The organism is Chryseobacterium mucoviscidosis, from assembly GCF_002177115.1.
Taxonomy (GTDB): Bacteria; Bacteroidota; Bacteroidia; order Flavobacteriales; family Weeksellaceae; genus Chryseobacterium; species Chryseobacterium mucoviscidosis.
The window spans coordinates 13,844-38,293 of sequence record NZ_MVAG01000108.1 but is presented as its reverse complement, the minus strand read 5'-3'; the positions used below and the strand labels follow the sequence as shown (position 1 = coordinate 38,293).

At 36.4% G+C, this 24,450-nt stretch carries 28 protein-coding genes; 10 read left to right on the top strand and 18 right to left on the bottom strand.

Translation table 11 applies throughout. The features are described 5' to 3' along the window. Window position 1 precedes the first annotated feature (1 nt). From B0E34_RS08085 to B0E34_RS08060, 6 genes are all read left to right on the top strand, one after another. A complete protein-coding gene (locus B0E34_RS08085; RefSeq protein ID WP_087708543.1) occupies window positions 2-583 on the top strand; it encodes a DUF1287 domain-containing protein in 582 nt (193 codons plus the stop codon). Continuing rightward, window positions 583-1,242: a peptidoglycan recognition protein family protein gene (locus B0E34_RS08080; RefSeq protein ID WP_087708541.1), complete on the top strand. Its 660-nt coding sequence runs from the start codon at window positions 583-585 to the stop codon at window positions 1,240-1,242. The genes B0E34_RS08085 and B0E34_RS08080 overlap by 1 nt, the downstream gene beginning before the upstream one ends. Beyond that, on the top strand, window positions 1,242-1,925 hold the full coding sequence (locus B0E34_RS08075) for a uroporphyrinogen-III synthase (RefSeq protein WP_087708540.1): 684 nt from the start codon (window positions 1,242-1,244) through the stop codon (window positions 1,923-1,925). Before B0E34_RS08080 ends, B0E34_RS08075 begins: the two co-directional genes overlap by 1 nt. Window positions 1,926-1,965: 40 nt before the next feature. Then, window positions 1,966-3,003: a uroporphyrinogen decarboxylase gene (hemE, locus tag B0E34_RS08070; RefSeq protein WP_087708539.1), complete on the top strand. Its 1,038-nt coding sequence runs from the start codon at window positions 1,966-1,968 to the stop codon at window positions 3,001-3,003. Window positions 3,004-3,107: 104 nt separating this feature from the next. Further along, window positions 3,108-3,344 (top strand): hypothetical protein, encoded by a 237-nt coding sequence (locus B0E34_RS08065; protein ID WP_087708537.1) that lies wholly within the window; start codon window positions 3,108-3,110, stop codon window positions 3,342-3,344. Then, a complete protein-coding gene (locus B0E34_RS08060) occupies window positions 3,341-3,661 on the top strand; it encodes a type II toxin-antitoxin system RelE/ParE family toxin (protein WP_087708535.1) in 321 nt (106 codons plus the stop codon). The genes B0E34_RS08065 and B0E34_RS08060 overlap by 4 nt, the downstream gene beginning before the upstream one ends. A 56-nt stretch (window positions 3,662-3,717) precedes the next feature. Here B0E34_RS08060 and B0E34_RS08055 read toward each other — a convergent pair whose 3' ends face one another. The 10 genes from B0E34_RS08055 to B0E34_RS08010 form a co-directional block, all read right to left on the bottom strand. Beyond that, on the bottom strand, window positions 3,718-4,350 hold the full coding sequence (locus B0E34_RS08055; protein ID WP_087708533.1) for a nitroreductase family protein: 633 nt from the start codon (window positions 4,348-4,350) through the stop codon (window positions 3,718-3,720). An 84-nt stretch (window positions 4,351-4,434) separates the two neighbouring features. Beyond that, a complete protein-coding gene (locus B0E34_RS08050) occupies window positions 4,435-5,166 on the bottom strand; it encodes an ABC transporter ATP-binding protein (RefSeq protein WP_087708531.1) in 732 nt (243 codons plus the stop codon). Window position 5,167: 1 nt separating this feature from the next. Further along, window positions 5,168-6,634 (bottom strand): DUF5687 family protein, encoded by a 1,467-nt coding sequence (locus B0E34_RS08045; RefSeq protein WP_087708788.1) that lies wholly within the window; start codon window positions 6,632-6,634, stop codon window positions 5,168-5,170. 68 nt (window positions 6,635-6,702) lie between these two features. After that, window positions 6,703-7,143, bottom strand: a complete 441-nt coding sequence (locus B0E34_RS08040; RefSeq protein WP_123956573.1) for a hypothetical protein — start codon at window positions 7,141-7,143, stop codon at window positions 6,703-6,705. Between the two features lie 300 nt (window positions 7,144-7,443). Next, window positions 7,444-9,093, bottom strand: coding sequence for a DNA repair protein RecN (locus B0E34_RS08035; protein WP_087708527.1), 1,650 nt, complete (start codon window positions 9,091-9,093; stop codon window positions 7,444-7,446). Between the two features lie 62 nt (window positions 9,094-9,155). Next, the gene (porD, locus tag B0E34_RS08030) at window positions 9,156-10,064 is read right to left on the bottom strand and encodes a type IX secretion system protein PorD (protein WP_087708525.1); all 909 of its coding nucleotides are present in this window, start codon (window positions 10,062-10,064) and stop codon (window positions 9,156-9,158) included. Between the two features lie 36 nt (window positions 10,065-10,100). Then, window positions 10,101-11,303 (bottom strand): bifunctional phosphopantothenoylcysteine decarboxylase/phosphopantothenate--cysteine ligase CoaBC, encoded by a 1,203-nt coding sequence (gene coaBC / locus B0E34_RS08025; RefSeq protein WP_087708523.1) that lies wholly within the window; start codon window positions 11,301-11,303, stop codon window positions 10,101-10,103. Between the two features lie 122 nt (window positions 11,304-11,425). Then, window positions 11,426-11,749: a DNA-directed RNA polymerase subunit omega gene (locus B0E34_RS08020; RefSeq protein ID WP_034681463.1), complete on the bottom strand. Its 324-nt coding sequence runs from the start codon at window positions 11,747-11,749 to the stop codon at window positions 11,426-11,428. Window positions 11,750-11,790: 41 nt separating this feature from the next. After that, the gene (locus B0E34_RS08015) at window positions 11,791-12,786 is read right to left on the bottom strand and encodes an outer membrane protein assembly factor BamD (RefSeq protein WP_087708522.1); all 996 of its coding nucleotides are present in this window, start codon (window positions 12,784-12,786) and stop codon (window positions 11,791-11,793) included. A 103-nt stretch (window positions 12,787-12,889) separates the two neighbouring features. Beyond that, window positions 12,890-13,519: a TetR/AcrR family transcriptional regulator gene (locus tag B0E34_RS08010; RefSeq protein ID WP_087708520.1), complete on the bottom strand. Its 630-nt coding sequence runs from the start codon at window positions 13,517-13,519 to the stop codon at window positions 12,890-12,892. Between the two features lie 98 nt (window positions 13,520-13,617). Between B0E34_RS08010 and B0E34_RS08005 the strand changes: the two genes are divergently transcribed. The 4 genes from B0E34_RS08005 (at window position 13,618) to B0E34_RS07990 (ending at window position 16,173) form a co-directional block, all read left to right on the top strand. Next, the gene (locus B0E34_RS08005) at window positions 13,618-14,244 is read left to right on the top strand and encodes a TatD family hydrolase (RefSeq protein ID WP_087708518.1); all 627 of its coding nucleotides are present in this window, start codon (window positions 13,618-13,620) and stop codon (window positions 14,242-14,244) included. Beyond that, complete coding sequence (locus tag B0E34_RS08000) at window positions 14,237-14,962, top strand: tRNA threonylcarbamoyladenosine dehydratase (protein WP_087708516.1); 726 nt, start codon at window positions 14,237-14,239, stop codon at window positions 14,960-14,962. The genes B0E34_RS08005 and B0E34_RS08000 overlap by 8 nt, the downstream gene beginning before the upstream one ends. A gap of 100 nt (window positions 14,963-15,062) precedes the next feature. Next, on the top strand, window positions 15,063-15,437 hold the full coding sequence (rnpA, locus tag B0E34_RS07995; protein ID WP_076391353.1) for a ribonuclease P protein component: 375 nt from the start codon (window positions 15,063-15,065) through the stop codon (window positions 15,435-15,437). Window positions 15,438-15,564: 127 nt separating this feature from the next. Then, window positions 15,565-16,173, top strand: coding sequence for a DUF4126 domain-containing protein (locus tag B0E34_RS07990; RefSeq protein WP_087708514.1), 609 nt, complete (start codon window positions 15,565-15,567; stop codon window positions 16,171-16,173). 35 nt (window positions 16,174-16,208) lie between these two features. Here the strand turns inward: B0E34_RS07990 and B0E34_RS07985 are convergent, their stop codons facing one another. From B0E34_RS07985 to miaB, 8 genes are all read right to left on the bottom strand, one after another. Continuing rightward, window positions 16,209-16,400, bottom strand: a complete 192-nt coding sequence (locus B0E34_RS07985; protein WP_087708512.1) for a hypothetical protein — start codon at window positions 16,398-16,400, stop codon at window positions 16,209-16,211. Window positions 16,401-16,415: 15 nt separating this feature from the next. Next, on the bottom strand, window positions 16,416-18,758 hold the full coding sequence (locus B0E34_RS07980; protein WP_087708510.1) for a DUF8458 domain-containing protein: 2,343 nt from the start codon (window positions 18,756-18,758) through the stop codon (window positions 16,416-16,418). Between the two features lies 1 nt (window position 18,759). Next, complete coding sequence (locus tag B0E34_RS07975; RefSeq protein ID WP_087708787.1) at window positions 18,760-19,308, bottom strand: LptE family protein; 549 nt, start codon at window positions 19,306-19,308, stop codon at window positions 18,760-18,762. Continuing rightward, a complete protein-coding gene (locus B0E34_RS07970; protein ID WP_087708508.1) occupies window positions 19,298-19,987 on the bottom strand; it encodes a hypothetical protein in 690 nt (229 codons plus the stop codon). The genes B0E34_RS07975 and B0E34_RS07970 overlap by 11 nt, the downstream gene beginning before the upstream one ends. Window positions 19,988-20,005: 18 nt before the next feature. Beyond that, window positions 20,006-21,298: a sigma-54 interaction domain-containing protein gene (locus tag B0E34_RS07965; RefSeq protein ID WP_087708506.1), complete on the bottom strand. Its 1,293-nt coding sequence runs from the start codon at window positions 21,296-21,298 to the stop codon at window positions 20,006-20,008. A gap of 89 nt (window positions 21,299-21,387) precedes the next feature. Continuing rightward, window positions 21,388-21,819: a hypothetical protein gene (locus B0E34_RS07960; protein ID WP_087708504.1), complete on the bottom strand. Its 432-nt coding sequence runs from the start codon at window positions 21,817-21,819 to the stop codon at window positions 21,388-21,390. Further along, window positions 21,803-22,912 carry a PDDEXK nuclease domain-containing protein gene (locus tag B0E34_RS07955; RefSeq protein WP_087708502.1) on the bottom strand — a complete coding sequence of 370 codons (1,110 nt, stop codon included), beginning with the start codon at window positions 22,910-22,912 and terminating at the stop codon, window positions 21,803-21,805. The genes B0E34_RS07960 and B0E34_RS07955 overlap by 17 nt, the downstream gene beginning before the upstream one ends. Before the next feature lie 3 nt (window positions 22,913-22,915). Next, window positions 22,916-24,355, bottom strand: coding sequence for a tRNA (N6-isopentenyl adenosine(37)-C2)-methylthiotransferase MiaB (miaB, locus tag B0E34_RS07950; RefSeq protein WP_087708500.1), 1,440 nt, complete (start codon window positions 24,353-24,355; stop codon window positions 22,916-22,918). Window positions 24,356-24,450: the final 95 nt, after the last annotated feature.

Here is a 24,450-nt window from a genome sequence, read left to right as displayed (position 1 = left end):
TATGAAGAAATATTTCTCAATATTTATTGTAGTTCTTTGCGTGTTTTTTGGAAAAGCACAGAATCAGTTTGCCCAAAAACTTTCTAATGCGGCTTTAAGCCTTACAAAAGACCGTGTAAGTTATGATCCCGCCTATTTCAACATCAAATATCCGAACGGAGACGTTCCTGCGGACAAAGGCGTTTGTACCGATGTTGTGATCAGAGCTTACCGAAAACTGGGGATTGATCTTCAGAAAGAAGTGCATGAAGATATGGCGAAAAATTTTTCAAAATATCCTAAAAAATGGGGACTGAAGAGGCCCGACACGAATATCGACCACCGCAGAGTTCCCAACCTGAGAGTGTTCTTTGCCAAATTTGGAAAATCAAAATCCATTGAAACCAAACCGGAATTATATGTTCCCGGAGATATTGTAACCTGGGATCTTCCGGGAAATTTAACGCACATCGGAATTGTAGTGAACAGAAAATCGGCGGACGGGAAAAGGTATTTAATTGTACACAATATCGGAGGCGGACAGGTTTTGGAAGATTGTTTGTTTAAGTTTACCATTACAGGACATTATCAATATCAGAAATAATGACGAGAAATGTAATATGCTTATTGGTTTTTATGTTGATGGGTTTTGCATCAGCTCAAAAAAATGAACTGAAAATCATCAATAAGCCCATTAATTATTCTGAAGAAAGAATTCGTTTAAGTTTGGAATATCTGAAAGAGCATCACGGTTTGGTTCAGAAAACACCGACGATTGTTCCGAAAATGATTGTTCTTCATTATACGGCAGGCGGAAATGTGGAGAGCAATTTTAAATATTTCAACAAAACGCATCTTGAAAACGCAAGAAATACCCTGAAAAAGCAAAGTACGCTGAATGTTTCTTCACAATTCATCATTGACAGAGACGGAACGGTTTATCAGTTGATGGAACCGAATCAGTTTGCCAGACATACGATTGGTTTGAATTACTGTGCCATCGGGATTGAAAATATCGGAAGTAAAAAAGAACCGCTTACGGACAAACAGGTTTCTGCGAATGCACAACTGATACGGTATTTAACCCAAAAATATAAAATAGAATACCTCATCGGACATTCGGAATACGGAATCTTCAGAAATTCAAAACTCTGGAGAGAATCTGATCCGAATTATTTCACAGGAAAAGAAGATCCGGGAAAGGATTTTATGAACAAAGTAAGGCTTCAGACTGCCGATTTACATTTAAAAGACCAACCGTAATGAATATTTTATTTACCAAAAACCTAGATCCGGCGATTGTAACCAAAGAATTGGGAGACGATGTTTCGTTTGACTGTGTTGAGGTAATTAAAACAAGTTCTATAAACACTGATGCTTTTGATCTCAAAGATTATTCATTGATTTTTACCAGCGCAAAAGGAGTAAGTTCATTTTTTAAAAACGGATTTAAACCTAACGAAGATTTTACGGCGAAAAACTACAATAAAATCTACTGCGTCGGTGAAAAGACAAAAAAAGAGCTGAGAAAAAACGGATTCGGAACGTTTAAAGTCCTGAAAAATGCCGAAGAACTTTCACGGTTTATCATTATGCTCTGTCAGCAGGAAAAATTCCTTCATTTCTGCGGAAATATCGCATTAGACGTGCTTGACAAAAATCTTCCCCTTCAAAACATCAGCTACAGAAAAATAACGGTCTACAATACGGAGGAAATCAATCCGCTGATTAATGAAAAATATCATGTCGCAGTGTTTTTTAGTCCGAGCGGAGTTCGTAGTTTTGCAAATCGAAATTCTTTTGGGGATATGATTCTGGTTTCCATTGGAGAAACGACAGCCAATGAACTCAGAAAGCATACTTCAAAGCCTGTTTTGGTTTCGGAAGGAAGCACATTACTTTCTGTTCTGAAGCTGATCCGAAAAGAGATTTTAAATAAAAATTGATATTTTAATTGTCATTCTTGGCAATAAAGTCTAGTATATTATGATTAAAAACGACCTATACTTAAAAGCACTTCGCGGAGAAACCGTAGAAAGACCGCCGGTTTGGATGATGAGACAGGCTGGAAGATATTTGCCGGAATTTATTTCATTACGCGACAAATACGACTTCTTCACAAGATGTCAGACGCCGGAACTGGCTTCCGAAATTACCGTACAGCCGATCAGAAGATTTCCTTTGGATGCAGCGATTTTATTCTCTGATATCCTTGTTGTTCCGCAGGCAATGGGAATTGATTTCAAAATGAAGGAATCTGTGGGTCCATGGCTGGATAATCCCATCAGAACGATGGAAGATGTGCAGAATGTGGTGGTTCCCGATGTGAATGATACTTTAGGTTATGTTTTTGATGCTATTGAACTGACTTTACAGAAATTGGATAATGAAATTCCGTTGATCGGTTTTGCGGGTTCTCCTTGGACGATACTTTGCTATTGTGTGGAAGGAAAAGGAAGCAAGGCTTTTGATATTGCAAAATCTTTCTGCTTTACACAACCGGAAGCGGCGCATTTATTACTTCAAAAGATTACTGATACAACGATCGCTTATCTTAAAAGAAAGGTTGAAAAAGGGGTTTCTGCGGTTCAGGTTTTCGATTCCTGGGGCGGAATGCTTTCTCCGGCAGATTATCAGGAATTTTCATGGAAATACATCAACCAGATCGTTGAAGCTTTAAGCCCTTTAACGCACGTTGTGGTTTTCGGAAAAGGATGCTGGTTTGCTCTGGAAGATATGGCGCAGTCTCCGGTTTCTGCTTTGGGTGTCGACTGGACGATTAAGCCTGAGTTTGCAAGAACTTTAACCAATCATACCATGACGCTTCAGGGAAATTTTGATCCTGCAAGACTGCATTCAACTCCTGAAACAATTAAAAAAATGGTTACTGAAATGATCAACCGTTTCGGAAAAGACCGTTACATTGCCAATTTAGGACACGGAATTTTACCGAATATTCCTGTGGAAAATGCTGAAGCGTTCATCAGAGCTGTCGTGGATTGGAAACCGAATGCTGAGTTTTAGTATTTAAATACATATAGAATAAAAATCCCTTTCAAAAAACCAATTGAAAGGGATTTTAATTTTAAAATAATTTTTATACATTTGATTATCAAATATTTCTAAAAATGGATATCCAAAGCAGAAAATTAGCTTTTATACAGGCTTTCCTCAACCTTCAGAGTGAGGAAATGATTGTTCAGTTTGAAAAACTCATGAAGAAAGCTAAAAATATGGATGAAGAAAATCAATTTAAACCTTTCTCCACAGAAGAAATGAATGAAAGAATTTCAAGATCTGAAGATGACTTCAACAATAAAAAATTCAAAACCACTTCTGAACTTCTGTCAAAATACGAAAGGTGAAATATAAAATCATTTGGTCGGAATTTTCAGAAAAGCAGATTGATGATATTTTTAACTACCATGAGTTGACATCAGGAAGCTACAAAGTTGCTTTGAAAATTGTTACGAGAATTCTAAAAGCTCCGGATAAATTAATTGACAACCCCAAAATGGGTCAGACAGAATTTTTACTTGAAAACAGAATCATCAAATATCATTATCTTGTAGAATCGAACTATAAAATTATTTACTCTGTAGACGAGGAAAATCAGTTGATTAAAATTGCAGATGTTTTTGATACAAGACAAAATCCTAAAAAGATAGATCGCGAAAAATAAATAAAACACCCTTTCAGCAATTGAAAGGGTGTTTCTATGAGTAAAATAATCAATAATTACTTGATTTCTGTAATGAATTCTTCTTTTGGTTTTCTTACTTTGGTTAAATTCACTAACCAGTCATTGGAAGCATCTCTGTACCCGATTGGTAACAAAAGAACGCTTTTTAAACCTTTTTCCTGCAGGTTTAAAACCTTATCAACTTCTTCCGGAACAAAGCCTTCCATCGGGGTAGAATCTACCTCTTCGAAAGCGGCTGCAATAATCGCTGCTCCAAAACCGATATAAGCCTGTTTTGCGGCATGAGTGAAGTTTTCTTCTGCAGATCTTTGCGGATAAGTATTTAAAAGACTTTGTCTGTAATTTTCCCAACCTTCATTTTTAAATCCTCTTATTTCATTGGTAAGATCAAACATTGCATTGATTCTTTCTTCTGTGTAAGTATCCCACGCTGCAAAAACCAATAGATGCGAACAATCTGTAATCTGCGGCTGATTCCATGCATGAGGCTTGATCTGTTCTTTAACTTCCTGATTGGTAATCACTATAATTTCAAAAGGCTGTAGACCGCTTGATGTAGGAGCCAGTCTTGCTGCTTCTAATATTCTATCCACTTTTTCCTGTGGTACTTTCTGACCGTTCATAGCTTTGGTAGCGTATCTCCAGTTCAGTTTTTCAATTAATTCCATAGATTAAATTTTAACTTTCACAAAATTAAATGATGTACCACAATTTTTGATGCATGATTTTCAAATTTGATGTATTGGTATTATCTATAATGCAGAATTCTCTTCTGCCGGACTTGAAATCTGATCGGCAAAATACTGTTCCAGATCTTTCAGAGTTTCAGGATTGGTCTGAATATCTTTTACCAATTGCCCTTTGTTTACGACTACAATTCTGTTGCAGACTTCTGTGGTATGCGAAAGATCGTGGCTGGAAATAAGGAAAGTCACCCCATCTTGTTTAGACAGTTCTTTAATTAAATTTTTAAGCTTGATCTGTGTGGAAGGATCCAGATTGGCAAAAGGTTCATCCAGAATAATGATTTCGGGATTTCCGATGATGGCTCCTACAATTCCAACTTTTTTCTGGTTTCCTTTGGAAAGATCGCGGACGTATTTTCCGGAGTTTAAAATTTCTCCGCTGAAAAGATCATGAAACTGTTTTAAAAAGGCATCAACAGAAGCTTTGTTCTGTCCTCTCAGTTCCCCGATGAAATAGAAATATTCTTCCGGTGTAAGATATCCGATGAGGAAAGAATCATCTACAAAAGCGGAAACTTTGTTTTTCCATGCTTCAGATTCATTTACTTTTATCCCGTCGATGCTTACAAATCCCGTAGAAGCCTGAATAAGATCAAGCATTAAGCTGAAAAGAGTGGTTTTTCCGGCTCCGTTGTTTCCTACAAGACCGAACGTTTCCCCTTTCGGGATTTCCAGATGTTCTATATTTAAAACGGTTGCTTTACCGTATGTTTTTGTTAAATTATTAATGGTGATCATATTAATCTTTGTTTTTGAATGCTTCTAATGTGCTGTATTTTTCTACCTTGTAATGTTTTACGATAATATCGAATATCTTTTCCCTGATAAAAAATCCGATTACTCCCAGAACTCCGATACTGATAACTCCCGCTGTAATACTGAAAAATTTCTGCATCAATGCGAAAACAAGCATCGGAAGAAACATCTTTGGAATTAAAAGTAGAAGCGCTTTCACGTTAAAGCTGTTTTTCTGTCCGAATCTTTTTTCTTTGGCATTAAGATCCATCTGCGTTTTGTTAAAAGCGCCCGACCAAAGTGTAAACTGGGAATTTACCCCGATATTGTAAATTCCGGCAGTTAAGAAGGTAAGATACATTTCCCAGCCGAAATAGGCATAGCAAACCGCCAGAATCATAGAAAAAGCGGTGACAATATTCATCAGCCACCATTTTGCTTTCAGATATTCTTTGTAAGGAACATTCAGCGTCATCATCAAAGGATAATAAGAGCTGTCGAAAGCAGGAACCCTCTGTCCGAACATAAACTGAAATCCTCCGGTTACAAATAATCCCATGAACATCATCATCGCAGGTGTTTTGTAAATCGGTGACGAAAACATCAGCAATCCGTAGAAAAGAAACATAATGCTTCCCCACAAAATTCCTTTCGTTACCTTATTGCGTTTCAGCATTTTAATATCGTTATTGATGAACGTTCCGATTGCACCGTATTTGTTGAGAAAGGTAATATTCTCGGTTTTTCCGATTTCTTTTTTAGCTTCCAGACCTTCATCCAGATAAAATATTTTTCGGATATGATTGTAGCAGATTTTACACAGCCCGAAAAACAACCCGATTGAAATCACTACAAAATAAGGCCTTTCAAAAAAATTATAAAAAAACTGCTCAGAATTATCCAGAACCGGAACAATATTGTAATACGCCAATCCTGCAACCGCTGCAAAAATACATCCGACAACAATGGCAATGGTTTCTTTATCGTTAAAAAGAATGTTGATAAAATTATTGAGGTAAAATAACAGCGAAATCCCGATCAGCCATCCCACAACGCCTAAAACATCATATCCGTTGAATAATGCAATGATGGAAAAAGTAATCAGGAACAGGGAATTGAACCAACTGAAAGCAGACAGAAATGTTTTTCCCAGCATATAATTCACCAATGTCTTTTTGGGAATATTGAGCGTAAGAAACGGCTTTATATTCTGTGTCGGCAATTCCTGCCATATGTATTTGACAATGAGGTCAACCGCCCAGGCTGCAATCATGAATTTTGAAACCACTTTTATGGGATTCTGATGCATTTCTTCCTGAATATAAAAAAATGCGCCGAAAGCTCCTCCCACAAGACAAGCCATAAAATAAAGAATCCCGATAAATCGAAGAATCTTCATTGCCAGATTGATCCCTAAAGAACTGCCCCGAAAAAAGCTTTTGATTTCTAACCTGAGGAATTTTAAAAACATAGCCATCTTTTATTACATTAGTTTGTATAAAGATAGAATTGTTACAGAAATTATATACAGGAGCTTAATTAGTTACAATCTTTGGCTGTATCTAAAAAGATTTTTTCCTTTTTCCAGAAATTTCTGGAATCTTTATATTTTAGCTGCATGGATAGTATTCCTTTTTTAAACTGAAAATTTTCAAACAATTCTTCTGCATACAATATATCCGAGTTTTTCAGCGTATTTTCAATTTTATTTTGAGAAACTTTTATTCTGCAAGATTGATTGGTATTGAGATTAGTAAATAATACTTCATCATTTCCCGACATTGTCAATACATAAGGATTCTTGGAAGAATCATCGCTAAAAATTGCAGTTCCCAGTTCAGCAATCTTTTTCCCTGTTTCTTTGCTGTAAAGAATATATTCATGAGGATCACAACATCCGGAAGCCTTGCTGTTTTCTATCAAAAATGAATTTTTATATTCAGTCCACTGAATGTATCCTAATCTGGTCGTAAATTCCATTGTCTTTTTATCCAGCGAATATATTTTACGCCGAATTTTCCCTTTTTGAAACGTAATCCAGGAAGCATTGCAGTTGTATTCCCAATATATTTTTGCTTTATTTTTAAATACTGTCGGTTGACAGGAAATTAAGCTTTTTAATTCCGGCTTTTTTGAACAGCCACAGTTTTGACTGTACACTAAATGTAAAAAGAGCGAGAATATGACAATTAATAATTGCTTCATGATTATAGATAAAATTCAAATATAAAAAAAGACCTCTGAAATCCAGAAGTCCTATATCTTTTATTTCGTTAAAAATTATCCTATCAATTCTTTCGCCTGCGCCAAAGCCGCTTCGGTAATCTTACTTCCGGAAAGCAACTGGGCAATCTCGTTCAGCTTTTCTTCGTCACTTAATGGAACTATAGTAGACTGGGTTTTTCCGGCGATGTCTTGTTTCAGCACTTTATAATTGTTGTTCCCTTTTGCGGCAACCTGCGCTAAGTGAGAGATGACGATTAGTTGCATATCGGCAGACATTTCACGCATCAGATTTCCGATCTCTTCGGCTACTTTTCCGGAAACTCCGGTATCGATTTCGTCTAAAATTAAGGTTGGAAGTTCATCACTTTCTGCAATGATCTTTTTTACCGCCAACATTACCCTTGATCTTTCACCACCGGAAATTGCCGTTTGAATAGGCTTTAACGGAAATCCTGAGTTTGCCTGAAACAAAAGCTGGATATTTTCTTTTCCAAATGGGTTGAAATCCGAAGAATCGTGCAGTTCAATATCAACTCTGGCTTTTTCAAGACCTAGTTTTTTCAGTAAAGATTCTGCTTTTTTGATGAAAACAGGAATGCTTTTCTTTCTGTTTTTCGAAAGCTTTTCAGCCAAAGACTGAAGTGTTTTTTCCTTTTTGGAAATATTTTCTTCTACCTCCTCAATCTGAGCCTCCAGTTCGGACGCACCTTGTTGTTCTCCGGCTAACTGATCTCTGATTTCTTTGAGTTCTGTAAGATCGGAAACGTTATGTTTTACAAAAAGATTATTGATTCTGTTATTTAATTCAACCAGTAATGCTAAATTTTCAGGATTTACTTCTATGCTTTCCGCTTCATCTTCCAGCTCGGAGATAATGTCTTTTAATTCCACAAAAGACATTTCAAGCCTTTCATCAAGTTCCGCAAAACTCTGGGAAACTTCAGCAATTTTGGCAAGTTTGTTCTTCGCTTCATTAAAAAAGGATAAAATTCCTACTTCTTCCTGATGAAATCTTGATAAAACCTGAGCCAGATTATCGGAGATCATTTCCGCATTTTCCTGAATGGAAAGCTGATTCTGAAGTTCTTCATAATCTACATTATCCAGATGAAGTTCCTCAAGTTCGTTCAGAAGAAATGCTTTATAGTCACTTTCTTTATTGGAATCCGAAAGCTGCGTCTGCAATTTTTTAAGCTGTGTTTTAAGACTTTGAAAATCTGAAAATTCATTCTGATACTCATGAATGATCTGCTTGTTTTCAGAAAGTCCGTCGATGATTTTAAACTGATATTCTGCCGTAAAAAGATTCGACGTTTCAAACTGGGAGTGAATGTCGATCAACTGAGAAGACAGTTCCTTTAAAATATCCAGCGTCACAGGAACATCATTAATAAATGCCCTCGATTTTCCGGAAGGTAAAATTTCACGACGGATGATCGTTTGATGTTCATAATCAAGATCATTTTCGATAAAGAATTTTTTGAACTGGTTATTCAGGGAAAATTCTGTTTCTACGATGCTTTTTTCTTCTGCTTTTGAGATTGATTTTACATCAGCTCTTTCGCCCAAAATCAGTCGGAGCGCACCTAAAATAATAGATTTTCCCGCACCGGTTTCTCCGGTAATCACCTGTAAACCGTTGTGTAATGATACTTCAAGGGTATCAATAAGGGCAAAGTTTTTAATGTAAATTCTCGAAAGCATTGATAATAGCGATTATTTGGCTATTGCAAATATAGAACTTTAGATTTCAGAATTCAAGAGAATTACTGTTTCCATTTATTCCATCTTGCTTCGGTATTTTTCGGCGAAAGGATGATCATTTCATTCTTAAGATCTCCCAGAACAATTCCTCCGTTATTTCCGGTATTGAAGATATTGAAAATCTCATCTGCTTTGGAATCCATGAAAAGATTGAAGAAATAAGCCTGCTGAAAAGAGTTTTCGTATTGTTTAAGCTGCATTAAAGTATCAAAAATCACTTTTTTCCCCTGACTCTGATCCTGATTGAACAGATTATCCAGTCCCGCTCTGTGATAAGAATAAATGGTTGCGCGAAGCTGGCTCCAGTTCGGGCTCATGATTTCTTTGATGAGGATAGAACGGCTTCTCGGTTCATTGATCTGCTTCCAGCCATCATAGGTATTCTGAGATTCTCCGTTCTGCGCAATCTGCTGTGCTTTCTGATACCATTGTGTTCCCGCCATCGACTGAAAACTGTCTGCATCCATTCCCAAAATGACATAAACGTAAAAACTGATGACATCAATCAAATTTTTTCCGGAAAACTGTCTTTCGTTGAAGATAAGGTTTTCATTTTCCACATAATCAAAAGAAAATCTTGTATCCTGAAGGTTAAGCAAAGGAGATTCATACGTGGTGTTGAAAACCGGACGAACTGCCTGTACCACAATACTTCCTCTGAAACGGTTTCCGTCTCTTTCGCTGATCACAATCGCGAAATTCGATTTTATTTTTTCAAAATTCTGAAGTCTTTTTCCTGTCCAGCTTGTATTGTTGATGAAATCTCTCAGACTTTTCTCCAGAGCTTTGTAGGCAGACTGGTTACTTCCACCCAATTGCTGGGAATTTACCTGTACGGTTGCCAGTAACTCCTGAGAAAAACTCTGACTGAATAAAAACAGAAGTAAAAATATGCTTAAAAATTTTTTCATTATCTACTAAAAATTGAGAACGGAAATTTATTAAAATTATTTTAAAAGTTGAGACTCAACAAAATCCAAAATGTCTTTTGCCACTTCATCTTTAGATTTCAGATCAAATTCTGTTTTTCCCGTTTTGGTAAATATTTTTATTTTATTGGTATCATTTTTAAAACCGGCACCTTCATCACGAAGCGAATTAAGAACAATCATATCCAGATTTTTCTTTTCCAGCTTTCCTTTGGCATTTTCCTCTTCGTTCTGAGTTTCCAATGCAAAACCGACTAAAAACTGATGGGTTTTCTTTTCGCCCATCGTTTTAAGAATGTCCGGATTTTTAACCAGTTCAATCGTTAAATTTTCGTCATTCTTTTTAATTTTTTCTTTGGCAATTTCTTTCGGAGCGTAATCTGCAACGGCTGCACTCGCAATTCCGATGTCTGTTGTATCGTAAAACTCCAGAACTTTGGATAACATTTCTTTTGCTGAGGTTACCTTATGCAGCTCAATATTTTCGTTATTGATTTTCTGAGCACTCGGTCCGGAAATTAAAATTACTTTTGCGCCTCTTTTAGCAGCTTGTTCCGCCAGAGAAAACCCCATCTTTCCAGAGGAATGATTTCCGATGAATCTTACAGGATCAATGGCTTCATACGTTGGACCGGCTGTAATTAAAACCGTTTTCCCTGCTAATGTTTTTTTAGTTTTGGAGTCAAAAAAATCTTCGATTGAATGTACTATCGTTTCCGGTTCTGCCATTCTTCCCTGCCCGATTAATCCGCTTGCCAGTTCACCGCTTTCCGCCGGAATAATATGGTGTCCGAAACTTTCTGCCAATTCCAGATTTTTTGTTGTGGACGGATGCGCATACATGTCCAGATCCATTGCAGGAGCAATAAAAACAGGACATTTTGCAGACATATACGTTGCAATTACAAGATTATCGCATAACCCATGAACCATTTTAGACAATGTACTTGCCGTGCATGGCGCAACAATCATTACGTCTGCCCACAAAGCCATTTCCACATGGCTGTTCCACGTCCCGTTATCACTGTAAAAGTCTGAATAAACGGGCTTTTTAGACAAAGTGGAAATACTGAGTTTCGTAACAAAATTTTCTGCATCAGGCGTCATAATCACCTGAATTTCGGCTCCTTTTTTTACAAAATCACGGATCAGAAAATGAATTTTATAGGCTGCAATTCCTCCGGAAATCGCGATGAGAATTTTTTTACCGGAAAGACTCATTCAATTTTAATTTTTTAAGAATACTAAATTACTTATTTTTTCTCACAAAGCCGTCTAAACAACAAAGGTCATAAAGAAAAAGATTTCCTTATGACCTTCATATATAAAAAATACACTGATTTTTATTTTCTCTCTTCAGTTTTTCTGAAGTACACATCTTCGTTCAGCCATTCTTCGATTGCAATAGAAGTTGGCTTTGGAAGTTTTTCGTAATGTTTAGAGATCTCGATCTGTTCTCTGTTTTCGAAAACTTCTTCCAATGTAGAATTATGAACAGCAAACTCGTCTAGCTTATTGTGAAGTTCTGTACGAATTTCAGCGTTGATCTGCTCTGCTCTTTTTCCCATGATAACAATCGCTTCGTAGATTGAGCCTACCTTGTCTTCAATCTTATCCTTATCGTAAGTAATGGTATTTACTTCTGCTTTTGTATCTTTTACACTCATTTTGAGAATATTAATTTTATTTAAGTTCGCAAATTTACGAATTATCTTTTAATTTTGAAAGTCGCCGCCGGCGGAGGTGTGCTAATTGCTGCACTGTCCCTCTGGATCTGCATTGCTTTCTTTTCTGCTTCTACCTGATCTTTCTCCTGCTGAACGGTTTTTGCCTGTTCCGCATTCTTCGCTTCAAGCTTTTTCTGTCTTTCCGTTAAAACGGCAATTCTTGCTTCTGTATTTTTCTTAACTACAGCAAATTCTTTCTTTTCTTTTTCAAGCTTACTTCTGATCTCCAAAGCAGTTTTAGAAACTTCGGTGTTCGGCATTTCCTTTTCGATCTGTCTTGTGAAGGCCAATGCGCTTTCTATACGTTCATCTTTAAGATCATACACCGATTTTGTAGCCAGTTCGTAACGGGACTTTACGATATAATCATAAATCTGCGGACGAAGTTTTGTACTCGGGAAATCTTCCAGAACGTTTTCAAATGCTACATTGGCAGCTTTGTATTCTGCCATTTTGTAGTATTGTCTTGCATTTTCGTACGCTTTGAACTCAAGCTTATAAGACAGTTCGTCAATAAGCGTATTGATATTTTTAGATCTTTCGGAGTTCGGATAATTATTTAAGAAATCCTGAAGTTCGTTAATTGCTGTTTGTGTGGTAGACTGATCCAGATTATAATCCATTGAACCTTCGTAGTAACACAGAGCAGACATATATGCCGCCTCTTCCCTTCTTTTATCCTGAGGAAAGCTGATTGCAAAATTTTTAAACTGATTTCCCGCTAATCTGTAATTTTTGTCATAATAATTCGCATACGCCGAATTAAAAACCACATTGGGAGCATCATCTGTACCTGCAACAAGGTTTGGAAGCCTGTCGTAAAGTGCTAAAGCGTTTTTCCACTTCTTTTTAGCAAAGTTTTCATTGGCAGTTTTTAAGATAAGATTTTTATCCGCACTTTTCATTGCTCTTTCCTGCTTACTTACGCACGAAGCTACTACTGCTACAGTAAAAATACCTAAAATATATTTTTTCATATAAAAAGTTCAACAGTTTTCGGATTATTCAGCCGATTTACTAATTTGCAAAAATATAACTTTTTTGCCAATAGATTTTTTTTTATGATTATTTAACGTAAATTTAGTCTGCAGCGTATCCCAAAATGGCAAAAACGGTCATTAAAAGATTCATTCTCACTTTTTTCTCAGCTTCCTTTGTGTAGGTTTCCTCGCTTTTGTTAGGAACATACAATTCATAAAAATTCCGGTTGCGAATTACGAATAAAGTGGAACCGATAATGGTTGTTAAAATATCTTCAGGTTTGGGAGTGAAGGTAAAAACACCTGAAGCCACTCCTTTTTTAATGACTTCGTCTAATTTTTTAACGAAAAGCTGATAAAAATCCAGCAGTTCATCTTTTAAATTTTCTGTATGGCGAAGTTCCTGTGTAACAAACCCATGGAAATAATTATATTTAAATAACTGGGAAACAATATATTTAATAATTTCTTTGAGCTGCATTTCCGGTTTCCCATCTTTAATGGTATCTGCAAATTCTGAAAAAGTCTCTCTTGTTTTTAAAACCCTGTACTGATAAAGATACGACATCATCTTTTCTTTCGAGCCAAAATAATAGGAGATCATAGCCACATTAATATTCGCCTTCGAACAAATATCTCTGACGGAGGTTCCCTCATATCCTTTTTTTGCAATAAGTTCTTCCGCGATATCTAAAATATGTATTTGCTTTTCTGTAAATTTTTTCTTCATGAAGTGTAGTTTAAGTAAAGTTATGAAATTTTTAACAGATTTATAAACGTTCGTTTAAGAAATTTACGTTAAATCTAAATTAATACTATTTTTGAGGTATGGATTTTTTTGATTTTCATCATCATAAAAAAAATATACCAAACGGAATTTATAATCTGAATATTGAGCAGATTCCGCCGGATGTTCCGTATTCAATAGGCATTCATCCGAAAGATATTGATGTAAATAATCTTGATAATCAGTTTAAATGGATGAAAAACATGATTTTTGAAAACTGTTTTGCAATTGGTGAATGCGGTCTGGATTCTTTTGCTGAAACTGAAGAGAAAATTCAGGAAGAAGTTTTTTTAAGACAGATAAGGCTTGCAAATGAGGTTAAAAAGCCAATAATCATTCACTGTGTACGGAAGTTTTATGAAGTGGTTTCTTTTAAAAAATATGCAGAACAGCCCATGATTATTCATGGTTTTAATAAAAAGGAAAGGATTGCGGAAGATCTTCTGAAAAATAATTTTTACCTGAGTTTTGGAAAAGCGGTTTTGTATAATTTATCTTTGCAAAATACTTTGAAAATTACTCCTTTAGATAAAATCTTTCTGGAAACCGACAACGACGATTTCAGCATCGAAGAATTGTATGGGAAAGTATCTGAAATAAAGGGAATTTCGCTGGAAAATTTAAACAAACAGATTTCGGAAAATTTAGAGACAATAAAAAATGGATAAATACTGGTTGGAAAGAACGGAGCTTCTCGTAAAGGAGGAAGGTTTGGAAAAGTTGAATAAAGCAACAGTTCTTGTTGTCGGTTTAGGTGGTGTCGGTTCTTTTGCTGCAGAATTTCTTGCAAGAGCCGGAGTCGGAAACATGACGATTGTGGACGGTGACACGGTAGATATTACAAACATTAACAGACAGTTACCCGCCTTGCATTCCACAGTAGGAAAACACAAAGTAGAAGTAGTTGCCGAAAGGTTGCTGGATATTAATCCGAAACTTAACCTCATCAAAATCAACGAATTCCTGAATCCTGAAAGAATGGAAGAAATTCTTGACAACGGAAAGTTTGATTATGTTCTGGACTGTATCGACAGTGTAACGCCTAAACTTTGCCTGATAAAAGCGGCAAAAAAGAGAAAAATAAAACTTGTAAGTGCCATGGGAGCCGGAGGAAAAACCGATCCGAGCAAAGTGATGGTGAAAGACATCAGCAAAACCCAGAACTGCTATCTCGCAAAACAGGTAAGAAAAAGACTTCGAAAAGAAAAAATAAACAAAGGATTTAAATGCGTTTTTTCTGATGAGCTGCAAAAAGACGACAGTTTAAAAATGACGGACGGAACGAATTATAAAAGATCTTTTTACGGAACCATCAGCTTTATTCCTGCAATTTTCGGACTGTATGCCGCAGCGGAAGTCATCAATTATTTAACCAAGAAAAATTAATTTTTTCCCGCAGATTTTACGAAAGTTTCGGATATCTTTGTCTGAATTTTTAAAATCTGTGGGAAAAACATCATACAAATCCTATCTTTACAGTCCGTAAATGACAAACTTCAGATATCCCAGAGCCGAAAAACTCAAGAAAAATACCGAGATCTCTTTACTTTTCGAAAAAGGTAAATGGAGAACGAATGGGAATCTGCGAATCATTATTCTTAAAAACAAACCGACAACTCCTGTTGAAAGCACGAAATTTGCGGTTTCGGTTTCCAAAAAATATTTTAAAAAAGCGGTTCACAGAAACCGTATCAAAAGACTTTTAAGAGAATGTTACCGTCTGAATAAAGATCTTTTTAAAGAAGCTTTCGGCGATAAAACAATGGCAATGATGTTTTGGGCTTCCCCGGAAATGCCTGAAAAATTTCAGGATGTAGAAGCGCAGTTTATCAAACTTTGTCAGGCTCAGAAGAAGTCTTAATTTTTTTTATCCCCTATTTTTGTTGAATTTCTTAGGCTGAATTTATGTAAGGGAATATTTTTATCAGAAAATTTCTCAGAATTTATTTTTTTGTACCTTAGGGAAAACAATCAATCTGAAAATTAATATGTTAGATAACGTTCCCTTCTTACCTTATGTTTTGAGTGCGTTTATTGGCATCGGACTGGCTGCAGCAAGCGGATTCCGGGTATTTCTTCCGATGTTTGCCGTAAGTCTTGCTTCTTATATGCACTGGATTCCCATGAACGAAAATTTTGAATGGCTTTCCGGACTTCCCACTTTAATCACAACCGGAATTGCGACCATTGTAGAAATTTTAGCCTATTACATTCCTTTTATAGACCATTTGCTGGACACGATTTCTGTTCCGATGGCGACGATTGCAGGTTCTGTTCTGTTTGCCAGTCAGTTTGCAGATCTGGGAACTTTTCCACAGTGGGCTTTAGCTTTAATTGCGGGAGGCGGAACCGCAGCCACCATCAGTTCTGGATTTACGGGACTTAGGGCTGCATCTACGGCAACAACGGGAGGTTTGGGAAATTCCGTCGTCGGAACCGCAGAAACAGCCGGAGCGGGAATCATGGCTTTTTTAGCGATGGTCGCTCCAATTATTGCAGGAATCTGCGCTATTATAATCGTTATAGGTGTTATCGTGTTCGGACGAAGATTATGGCGGAAATTCAGGAAAAATAAAGAACTTCCTCAACAGACATAAAAAATAAAGAGCGGAAAATTTTTCCGCTCTTTTATTTATTTTATTTTCCTGTTATAATTTCCAAGAAGAATTCCTAAAGGACCTATGACGGGAAAAAGGATTAACGCCATATAAGGCAGAATTCCAGATTTTGTTCTCAACAGAACAGCAATTGCCGCAATGTATAAGATGATGACCGCAACCGCACCAAAAAGGATATGAAAAGCGTTAACAGACAATAAGCTCATTGTTTCGTTTTTAGGTTATCCTTTGGTTCTGAAATCTTTAATTTCCTGAATTTTACCTTCGTAATATTTTTTCTTTTCAGGGGTTTTCTTGATCAGAATTTCAAATGCTTTTATGGCTTTGGTGTATAATTTCTGTTCAAAATAAAGATTTGCCAGTGTTTCTGTCATCAAGTGAGAAATATCGTCTCCTTTTTCTTTCACGACAAAAGTACTTTCTTCTTTTAACTGACTGATTCTCGGATTGTTTTCGATAAAAGTCTCAATCACTTTTGTTTTCAGATCGGGTTTCTCCTCTTTAGGTTTTTCTTCCGTTCTGTCGATTTTCAGCCAGCTTTGCCATGTATTGATGAATCCCGGAACATTGCTGTCGAAGACATTCGGTTTGGCTGTTTTTGCAGGTTTTTCCACAGGAATTTCAACTGTTTTTTCTTCTTTGCTTTCCTGTTTGGGTTCTTCTGTCATTTTTTCTTTTTCTGGTTGAGGAATTGTCCATCCCGATCCGAAAAACGAAACGTTCATTACCGGAACTTCCTCTTTATTTTCTTCTGAAGTCTCAGAAACATTCTCATCCGTGTTTTTTTCAACGGTATCTTCAGAGATTTCGGAAACTACACTTTCTTCCTCAGAATTCGGCTCAGTTTCTGTTTCTGCTATTTGCTTCTGCTCTCCAATTTCCGGTTGCTGAATTCCCTCTGTTTTATCTGCTTTAAGCCCTTCTGTTTCAGGCTGTACAACTTCAGGAGATTTACTGATCAGAGAATCCGGGAGATTGGAATCAAAAGACATAGGTTTCCATGCCGACTTCGCCTCAGTTTCTTCTTTTAGTGGAATTTCTTCTTTTTCTTCAGTGATTTCAGCTTTTGGTTCTTCAATCTGCTCAGCATTGTTTTCTGCTACCGGATTTTCCTTTGCTGTAGCTTCTTTAGATTCTGTTTCAACAGGTTTTACTTCAAAACTTTGGGTTTCGGCAAAACTGATGTCGTGACCGATATTTTCAGGCTCTTCTTCTTTTTTATGTTCTTCCGCAGCCGCTTTTTCCTTCATTTTCTTCTCCACTTCCTCAATCAGACGGCGCATTTCGTCTTCATGTTTATTGAGGTTAAGCTGAGGAGCTTCCGTAATTTTTTCTTCTGTATTTGCCTGAATTTTCACTTCCGGAAGGAAAGATTCTGTTCCGTGGAAACTTAGCTCAGCATCATTCTGAACAACCTTTTCTTCTTTCTCGGATGAAATTTCATCTTCATCAATAATGGTTTCAGGCGTAAATTCTGCGGACTCTTCTGATGCGTTTATTTCTGAATTTTCAGACTGGCTGCTTTCATTTTTTGGTTCTTCAACAGATTCATTTGCAGAGACCTGTACTTCAGGAAGAAAAGCTTCTGTTTCATGGAAGCTTAATTCTGATAGGTCTTCAACTTCTTCTTTTTCAGTTTCAGCATTTATATTTTCCTCTTCAACAATGGTTTCTGGGGTAAATTCTGAAATTTCTTCTGCCGGTTTTAGATCTTCGTTTTCAGCTTCATCTGAAATATGATCAGACTGCTCTTCTGTTGATTTATTTTCTTCTTCCTGAATCTGAATCTCGGATACAGTTTCCTCTTTAGAAGATTCCGACTCTGAATTATCTGAAATTTCCTCTTGTTGAGCTTCAGAATTTACGTTTTCTTCTTCAACTGTAGTTTCAGGAATGAATTCCTCATTTTCTTTTACAGCCGGAATATTTTCAGCCGGTTTTTCTTCCGAAACAGGCTCTTCTTTTTTCTCAGCTTTCTGGGTTACGATAGAACCGGATTCCAGTGTAGATTCAAGATCAATTGTTTCAAAAGTATTATCTTCCAGGAAATTTTCTTCTCCTTCGAACAGAATTCTGTTTCGCTCTCCGTTTACATACAAATGTTTAATTTCTTCTCTCGGAGGCGGAAGAATACGATCTGTTTCTTTAGTTTCTGCAACGTCTGGTAGAGATTCCTCAACAGTTTCCGGTTGAGGTTCGCTTGCAGGATTTTCCTCTCTTTTAAGTGGAAAACTTCCCGCTTTTTTCTGATATAGAATTTTAAGCGGATTTTCCGAAGGAATATTTTTTTCCTTTACCGTTTCCAGTTTTATTTCAGGTTTTGGCTTCTGCTGAATTTTACCGTTAATCAGCTGATAAAGGATTTTTTTATCTGTGGTATAAGCGGCTGTTGTAGAAAGTACTTTCTGATAATTGTCTTTATCATACAGATGCACCCCATACAAATACAACGCTCTGATATTCTGAATATAGGGAAAAGAATTAATCTCTTCTTTCAGAAGATGGAGATCTTCTGACTGAATGTTTTTCGGGGTCTTTAATAATTCTAAAACTCTATGATTCATCTTACCAGTTCGCTACAATATCGTTAAATATCTTGTTTATAATTCTGTCTGTTGCAATTTTCACCTGAGAAGATTCTATCTCAGACTGGGAAAGATTGCTGTTGAACACCGCTTCATCACTGTATGTTCTGTCGAAACTAAGCTCCGGATGAAGCTTATTCTCGTAATGTACTTTTACAGTAATGGTAAGTTTATTCTGGGATTCCTGTATTACACCTCCTGAATTGGTAGAAACCGTATTGGAACTGATGGTTGTGGGTGTAATAGAATAATCTGTAATTTCACCTTCTACCAAAATGTCCGGATTTTCCTTCGTTCCTTTTAAAGTGGTTCTCTGAAGGAACCTGTTTTGGATATCCGTAGAAAACTGCTGAGACAATGTAGGATTCACCAAAGGAGCGTTGTTGGGAAATTCATTGATCTGAATTGTTTTTTCATCTTTAAGTGATGACCCCGTAAAACTGTAACACGAATTAAGCACTGATAAACACAGCACTAAAAGCCAAAATTTCGGCTTTCCGATTTGACTATTTTTAATTTTAAAATTCATTTTTAATTCCAATTTCCTGAATTTCGTCATAAGTAACCTGCTTTAATGCATCTTCGTATGCAAAATAATGAGAAGCATATGCAAAAGGTATTGTAAAAATCAAGCCAATAAAACATGCTATAACTCCTAACTGAGATAAAAATCCTACCGCCAGTGAATATAAAAAGATGGACCAAAGGTTTCCTTTACTCATCACCGAAGAGATTTTCCATGCCTGTTTAATCTCTGTAACTCCTGCAAGTGAAATTAAAGCGGGCATATAAAAACCTTTCAGGGCTACAAATAAAATCCCAACATACACAAAAAACATATAAATGAAAAAAAATGCGGACGGTCCGGCGGAAGGATCCTGTTCTCCCATTGCGACCATCATAATAAACATGGGAATATAAATAACCATTATTCCTGCGAATAAAATAAGCTGAATCATAAAGTAAGGCGTGAAATTATCAAAATTGAAAATATCTCCTGCGCTTACCTGTCTTCCGGCTCTTAAATCACGGCAATATTTATAAAAATTTCCCACTGCCAAAAGTCCGCAAAAAGGAATGATTGACATTATCATTGCAAGGAAGAAAGCGCCCAACAAATTTCCAAAATTTGCTTTGTAGAATTCGTATCCGTCGCTGATGTAATCTCCTAATTTGAAATTGACAGGTTTTGCATTAATTTTCACCATGATTTAATTTTTAGTTTATTATTCTTCTAAGTTATACTGTTTTATTTTTCTGTACAAAGTTCTTTGGGAAATTCCCAGTTCATCCGCTGCCTTATTTCTTCTTCCTTTATGCTTTTCCAATGCTTTGATAATCAAATCTTTTTCGTTATTCTGAAGCGATAAAGATTCCGGTCTGTTTTCTTCAATTTCAATATCTTCAATATCTTCGTAGCTGTTGTCCGGCTCAGAAATAATTGTCGGATTCTGAACTACCGGATTATGATTATTATTGTTTTCAAAATACAGTAAAGAACCGGGAGCCACATTCTGCTGTGTTTCAGGAGTGTAAATTCTGTTGATTAAATTTTTCTCGTGACTGCTCAGATCAGATGTTCCTCTGTTTTTTATCAATTCCGAAGTTAAGGATTTTAAATCATTAATATCGTTTCTCATGTCAAATAGAATTTTGTATATGATTTCTCTTTCGCTTCCGAAATCGTTCTGCTTTGGCGTATTCGGAGTATTGACAACCATGGGAAGATGTGATTCCATGGGAATATATTCCGCCAGTTTTTCAACTTCTACGTGTCTGTTTCTTTCCACGACCGTCATTTGTTCTACCAAATTTCTCAACTGACGGATATTTCCGGGGAACGTATAATTTTCAATATAATGTACCGCACTTGGCTCAAGTTCAAGTTCCGGCATTCTGTATTTTTCAGCAAAATCGATGGCAAATTTTCTGAAAAGCAAATGAATATCCCCTTTTCTTTCGCGTAAAGGCGGCATATCGATCTGCACTGTATTGAGACGGTAATAAAGATCTTCACGGAATCTTCCGTCCTGAATTGCCTTCATCATGTTCACATTCGTGGCAGCGACAATTCTTACATTGGTTTTCTGAACCTGCGAAGAACCTACTTTCATAAACTCGCCGCTTTCCAAAACACGAAGTAAACGAACCTGCGTCTGTAAAGGAAGTTCTCCCACCTCATCTAAAAAGATCGTTCCGCCATCCGCAACTTCGAAATATCCTTTTCTGGTTGCTGTAGCTCCTGTAAATGCTCCTTTTTCGTGTCCGAACAATTCGGAATCAATGGTTCCTTCGGGAATTGCTCCACAGTTAACGACAATATAAGGCTGATGTTTCCTTTTGGATTCTGAATGGATAATTTTCGGAATAAACTCTTTGCCCACTCCACTTTCCCCGATAACAAGGACTGAAATGTCGGTTGGTGCGACCTGTATGGCTTTTTCCAAAGCACGGTTTAAAGCCGGAAAGTTTCCGATAATTCCGAAACGGTTTTTTATATTTTGAAGCTCGTTGCTCATAAGTAAATTTTTAGATTATTGATTTGAATATGATTTACATTAATTAATTGTAAATCTGCTGTTTAGTTTAAAAATAATTGAGTTTAAATTTAACTTACAACTTCCAAATAATCTTTATTTCTGACTTTTGAAACTCTGGTTTTAAAATATAAAATTTCAGCGAAGAGTGTTTCTCTGCTGTTCTTTTCAAAATTTTTCAGGAGCTGATCATGTTTTTCTTTTTCAGAAAAATCGGTTTCTGTTTTATCGTGATGAAAATTGTTCTTTTGTTTATGGAAGAAAATTTTACCGATAAGATCAATTGCAGGATGCTTTTGATTGATCGTTATATTCTGTACAGGATTTTCTTTTGTACAAGTTTCCTGTAAATCTTCACAACCCTGATTTAAAATCCGGTTATAAAGCTCATAAAGCTGTTTACAGTCTTCACTTTCGGCTGTTCCGTTGGAAATTTGAGCCGAAATATTGCTGCAGATTATTACCAACAATACACTTAGGCAATATTTATGAAATTTTTCCATTGTCTGAGTTTAAAATGTTAATAAAATCTTGTTTACTTGGCAATATGGTAAAATATTTACTTGCAAAAATCTGTTCGTTATCTTCCGGTAAAGTATATCTTACCAAAGCTTCACTTTTATCCTGACAAAGAATAATGCCTATGGTTTTATTTTCACCTTCAAGGCGTTTTTCTCTATCGTAATAGTTGACGTACATCTGCATTTGCCCGATATCCTGATGTTTGAGTTCGCCGATTTTTAAATCAATTAAGACAAAACATCTCAAAACCCTGTTGTAAAACACCAAATCTATACGGAATTGCTTTTCATCAAAGGTTATTCTGTCCTGTCTTGCAACAAAGGTAAATCCGGTTCCTAATTCCAGAAGAAAATGTTCCAGTTTATCAATTAATTCGGACTCTAATTCGTTTTCAGAATAATAAGGTTTTTCAGACAGTCCCAGAAATTCCAAAACATAAGGATCTTTGATGAGGTCTTTGGGCTTTTCTATAATTTGTCCTTTTTCAGCAAGCTGAAGAATTTCTTCTTTATTTTTGCTTAAAGACAGTCTTGCATATAAAGCAGAATCGTACTGCCTCTGTAATTCTCTTAGGCTCCAGTTATTTTTATAACTTTCAATTTCGTAGAACCTTCTCTCATTAATATCATTGATTCTCATTAATTTCAGATAATGAGACCATGAAAGGTTGAATTTTATAGAATCTTGCCGGGTTGGTTTTTGATTTGTTATTACTCCTGATTCGTCAGACAGTGTTTGTCTTTTTTCATTATGCTTATCCAAATCTTGCAAAAAGACAGACGGTGTTTGTCCTTTTGAATAGACAATATAAAATTGCCTAATTTGTTTAAGATTTGAAACAGAAAACCCCTTACCAAATCTTTCTGTAAGATGTAATGACAAATCTTTAAGAACAGCTTTTCCATATTCTGCTCTGTTTTCCCCATTCTGTTCATCTTCCACAATCATTCTTCCTATTTCATAATAGGTAAGAACGATGGTTTGATTAACGGCAACAACAACTTTATTTCTGGCATTTTCCAATAACGCAGAAATATCATTTAAAAGTTGCTTTGTCGTTAAATCGTCAGACATATTTTATTTTGAAACCGTTTCCCCTAAAAGTGTGCCCTGTGTATTGTCAAAAACAAAAACGTCCACAATGTCACCAATTTTCTGACCTTCCAGTTTATCGAAAACGCAAACCGCATTCTGGGAGTTTCTTCCTTTCCACTGGTTTTCGTTCTTTTTGGAAGTTCCTTCAATTAAAATCTGGTGAACTCTTCCTACATAAGATTTCATTCTTTTTCTGGACAGTTCTCCCTGTAAGGCAATGACTTCTGCCAAACGTCTCTGTTTAACGTCTGCCGGAATATTGTCCTCCATCTTTTTGTGAGCGGGAGTTCCCGGTCTTTCTGAATAAGCGAACATATAACCGTAGTCGTATTCCACTTCTCTCATTAAGCTTAATGTATCTTGGTGATCTTCTTCTGTTTCGCTGCAGAAACCGACGATCATATCCTGAGAAAAAGCAACTTCGGGAACGATTTCTTTTGCTTTTTTAATTAAATCTAAATATTCTTCGCGGGTGTGCTGTCTGTTCATGGCTTCCAGCATATTGTTGCTTCCGCTCTGAACCGGAAGGTGAACATATTTACAGATGTTATCGTGTTTTGCCATCATTCTGAATACATCCAGACTCATATCCTGCGGATTGGAAGTAGAGAAACGGATTCTCATTTCAGGAACGGCTTTTGCAACCAAATCAAGCAACTGGGCAAAATTTACTGCTGTAGCTTTCTGCATTTCAGATGCTTTGGCGAAATCTTTTTTAGGACCGCCTCCATACCAAAGGTAAGAATCTACGTTTTGTCCTAATAAGGTAATTTCTTTATACCCGCTTTCCCAAAGGCTTTTACATTCATCCAGAATAGAGTGCGGATCACGGCTTCTTTCTCTTCCTCTCGTGAAAGGAACAACGCAGAACGTACACATATTATCGCAGCCTCTTGTAATCGTTACAAAAGCTGTAACCCCATTTCCGCCTAAACGAACCGGATTGATATCTGCATATGTTTCTTCTTTGGAAAGGATTACGTTAATCGCATCTCTTCCGTCTTCTGTTTCTTTTAAAAGATTGGGTAAATCTCTATACGCATCGGGACCAACCACAAGATCCACCAACTGTTCTTCTTCTAAGAATTTGGTTTTCAGTCTTTCTGCCATACAACCCAAAACGCCAACCGTCATGTTCGGTTTTTCTTTCTTCAGGTTTTTGAACTGTGAAAGACGCATTCTTACGGTCTGCTCGGCTTTTTCACGGATGGAACAGGTGTTTAAAAGAATTAAATCTGCTTCTTCCGCTTTTAAAGTGGTATTATACCCCTGTTCATTAAGTATGGATGCCACAATCTCAGAGTCAGAGAAATTCATCTGACAACCGTAGCTCTCCAAGAATAATTTCTTTGAGTTTTCTGCTTTTTCCGCAATGGCAAAAGCTTCTCCCTGTTTTGTTTCGTCTATATATTTTTCCTGCACGATAATCGAATTTGAGGTTTAAAATTTAACGTCTAAGGTTCTACACATACAGGTTTGAACTCAAAACATTAAATTCTGAACTTATTGAATTTGCA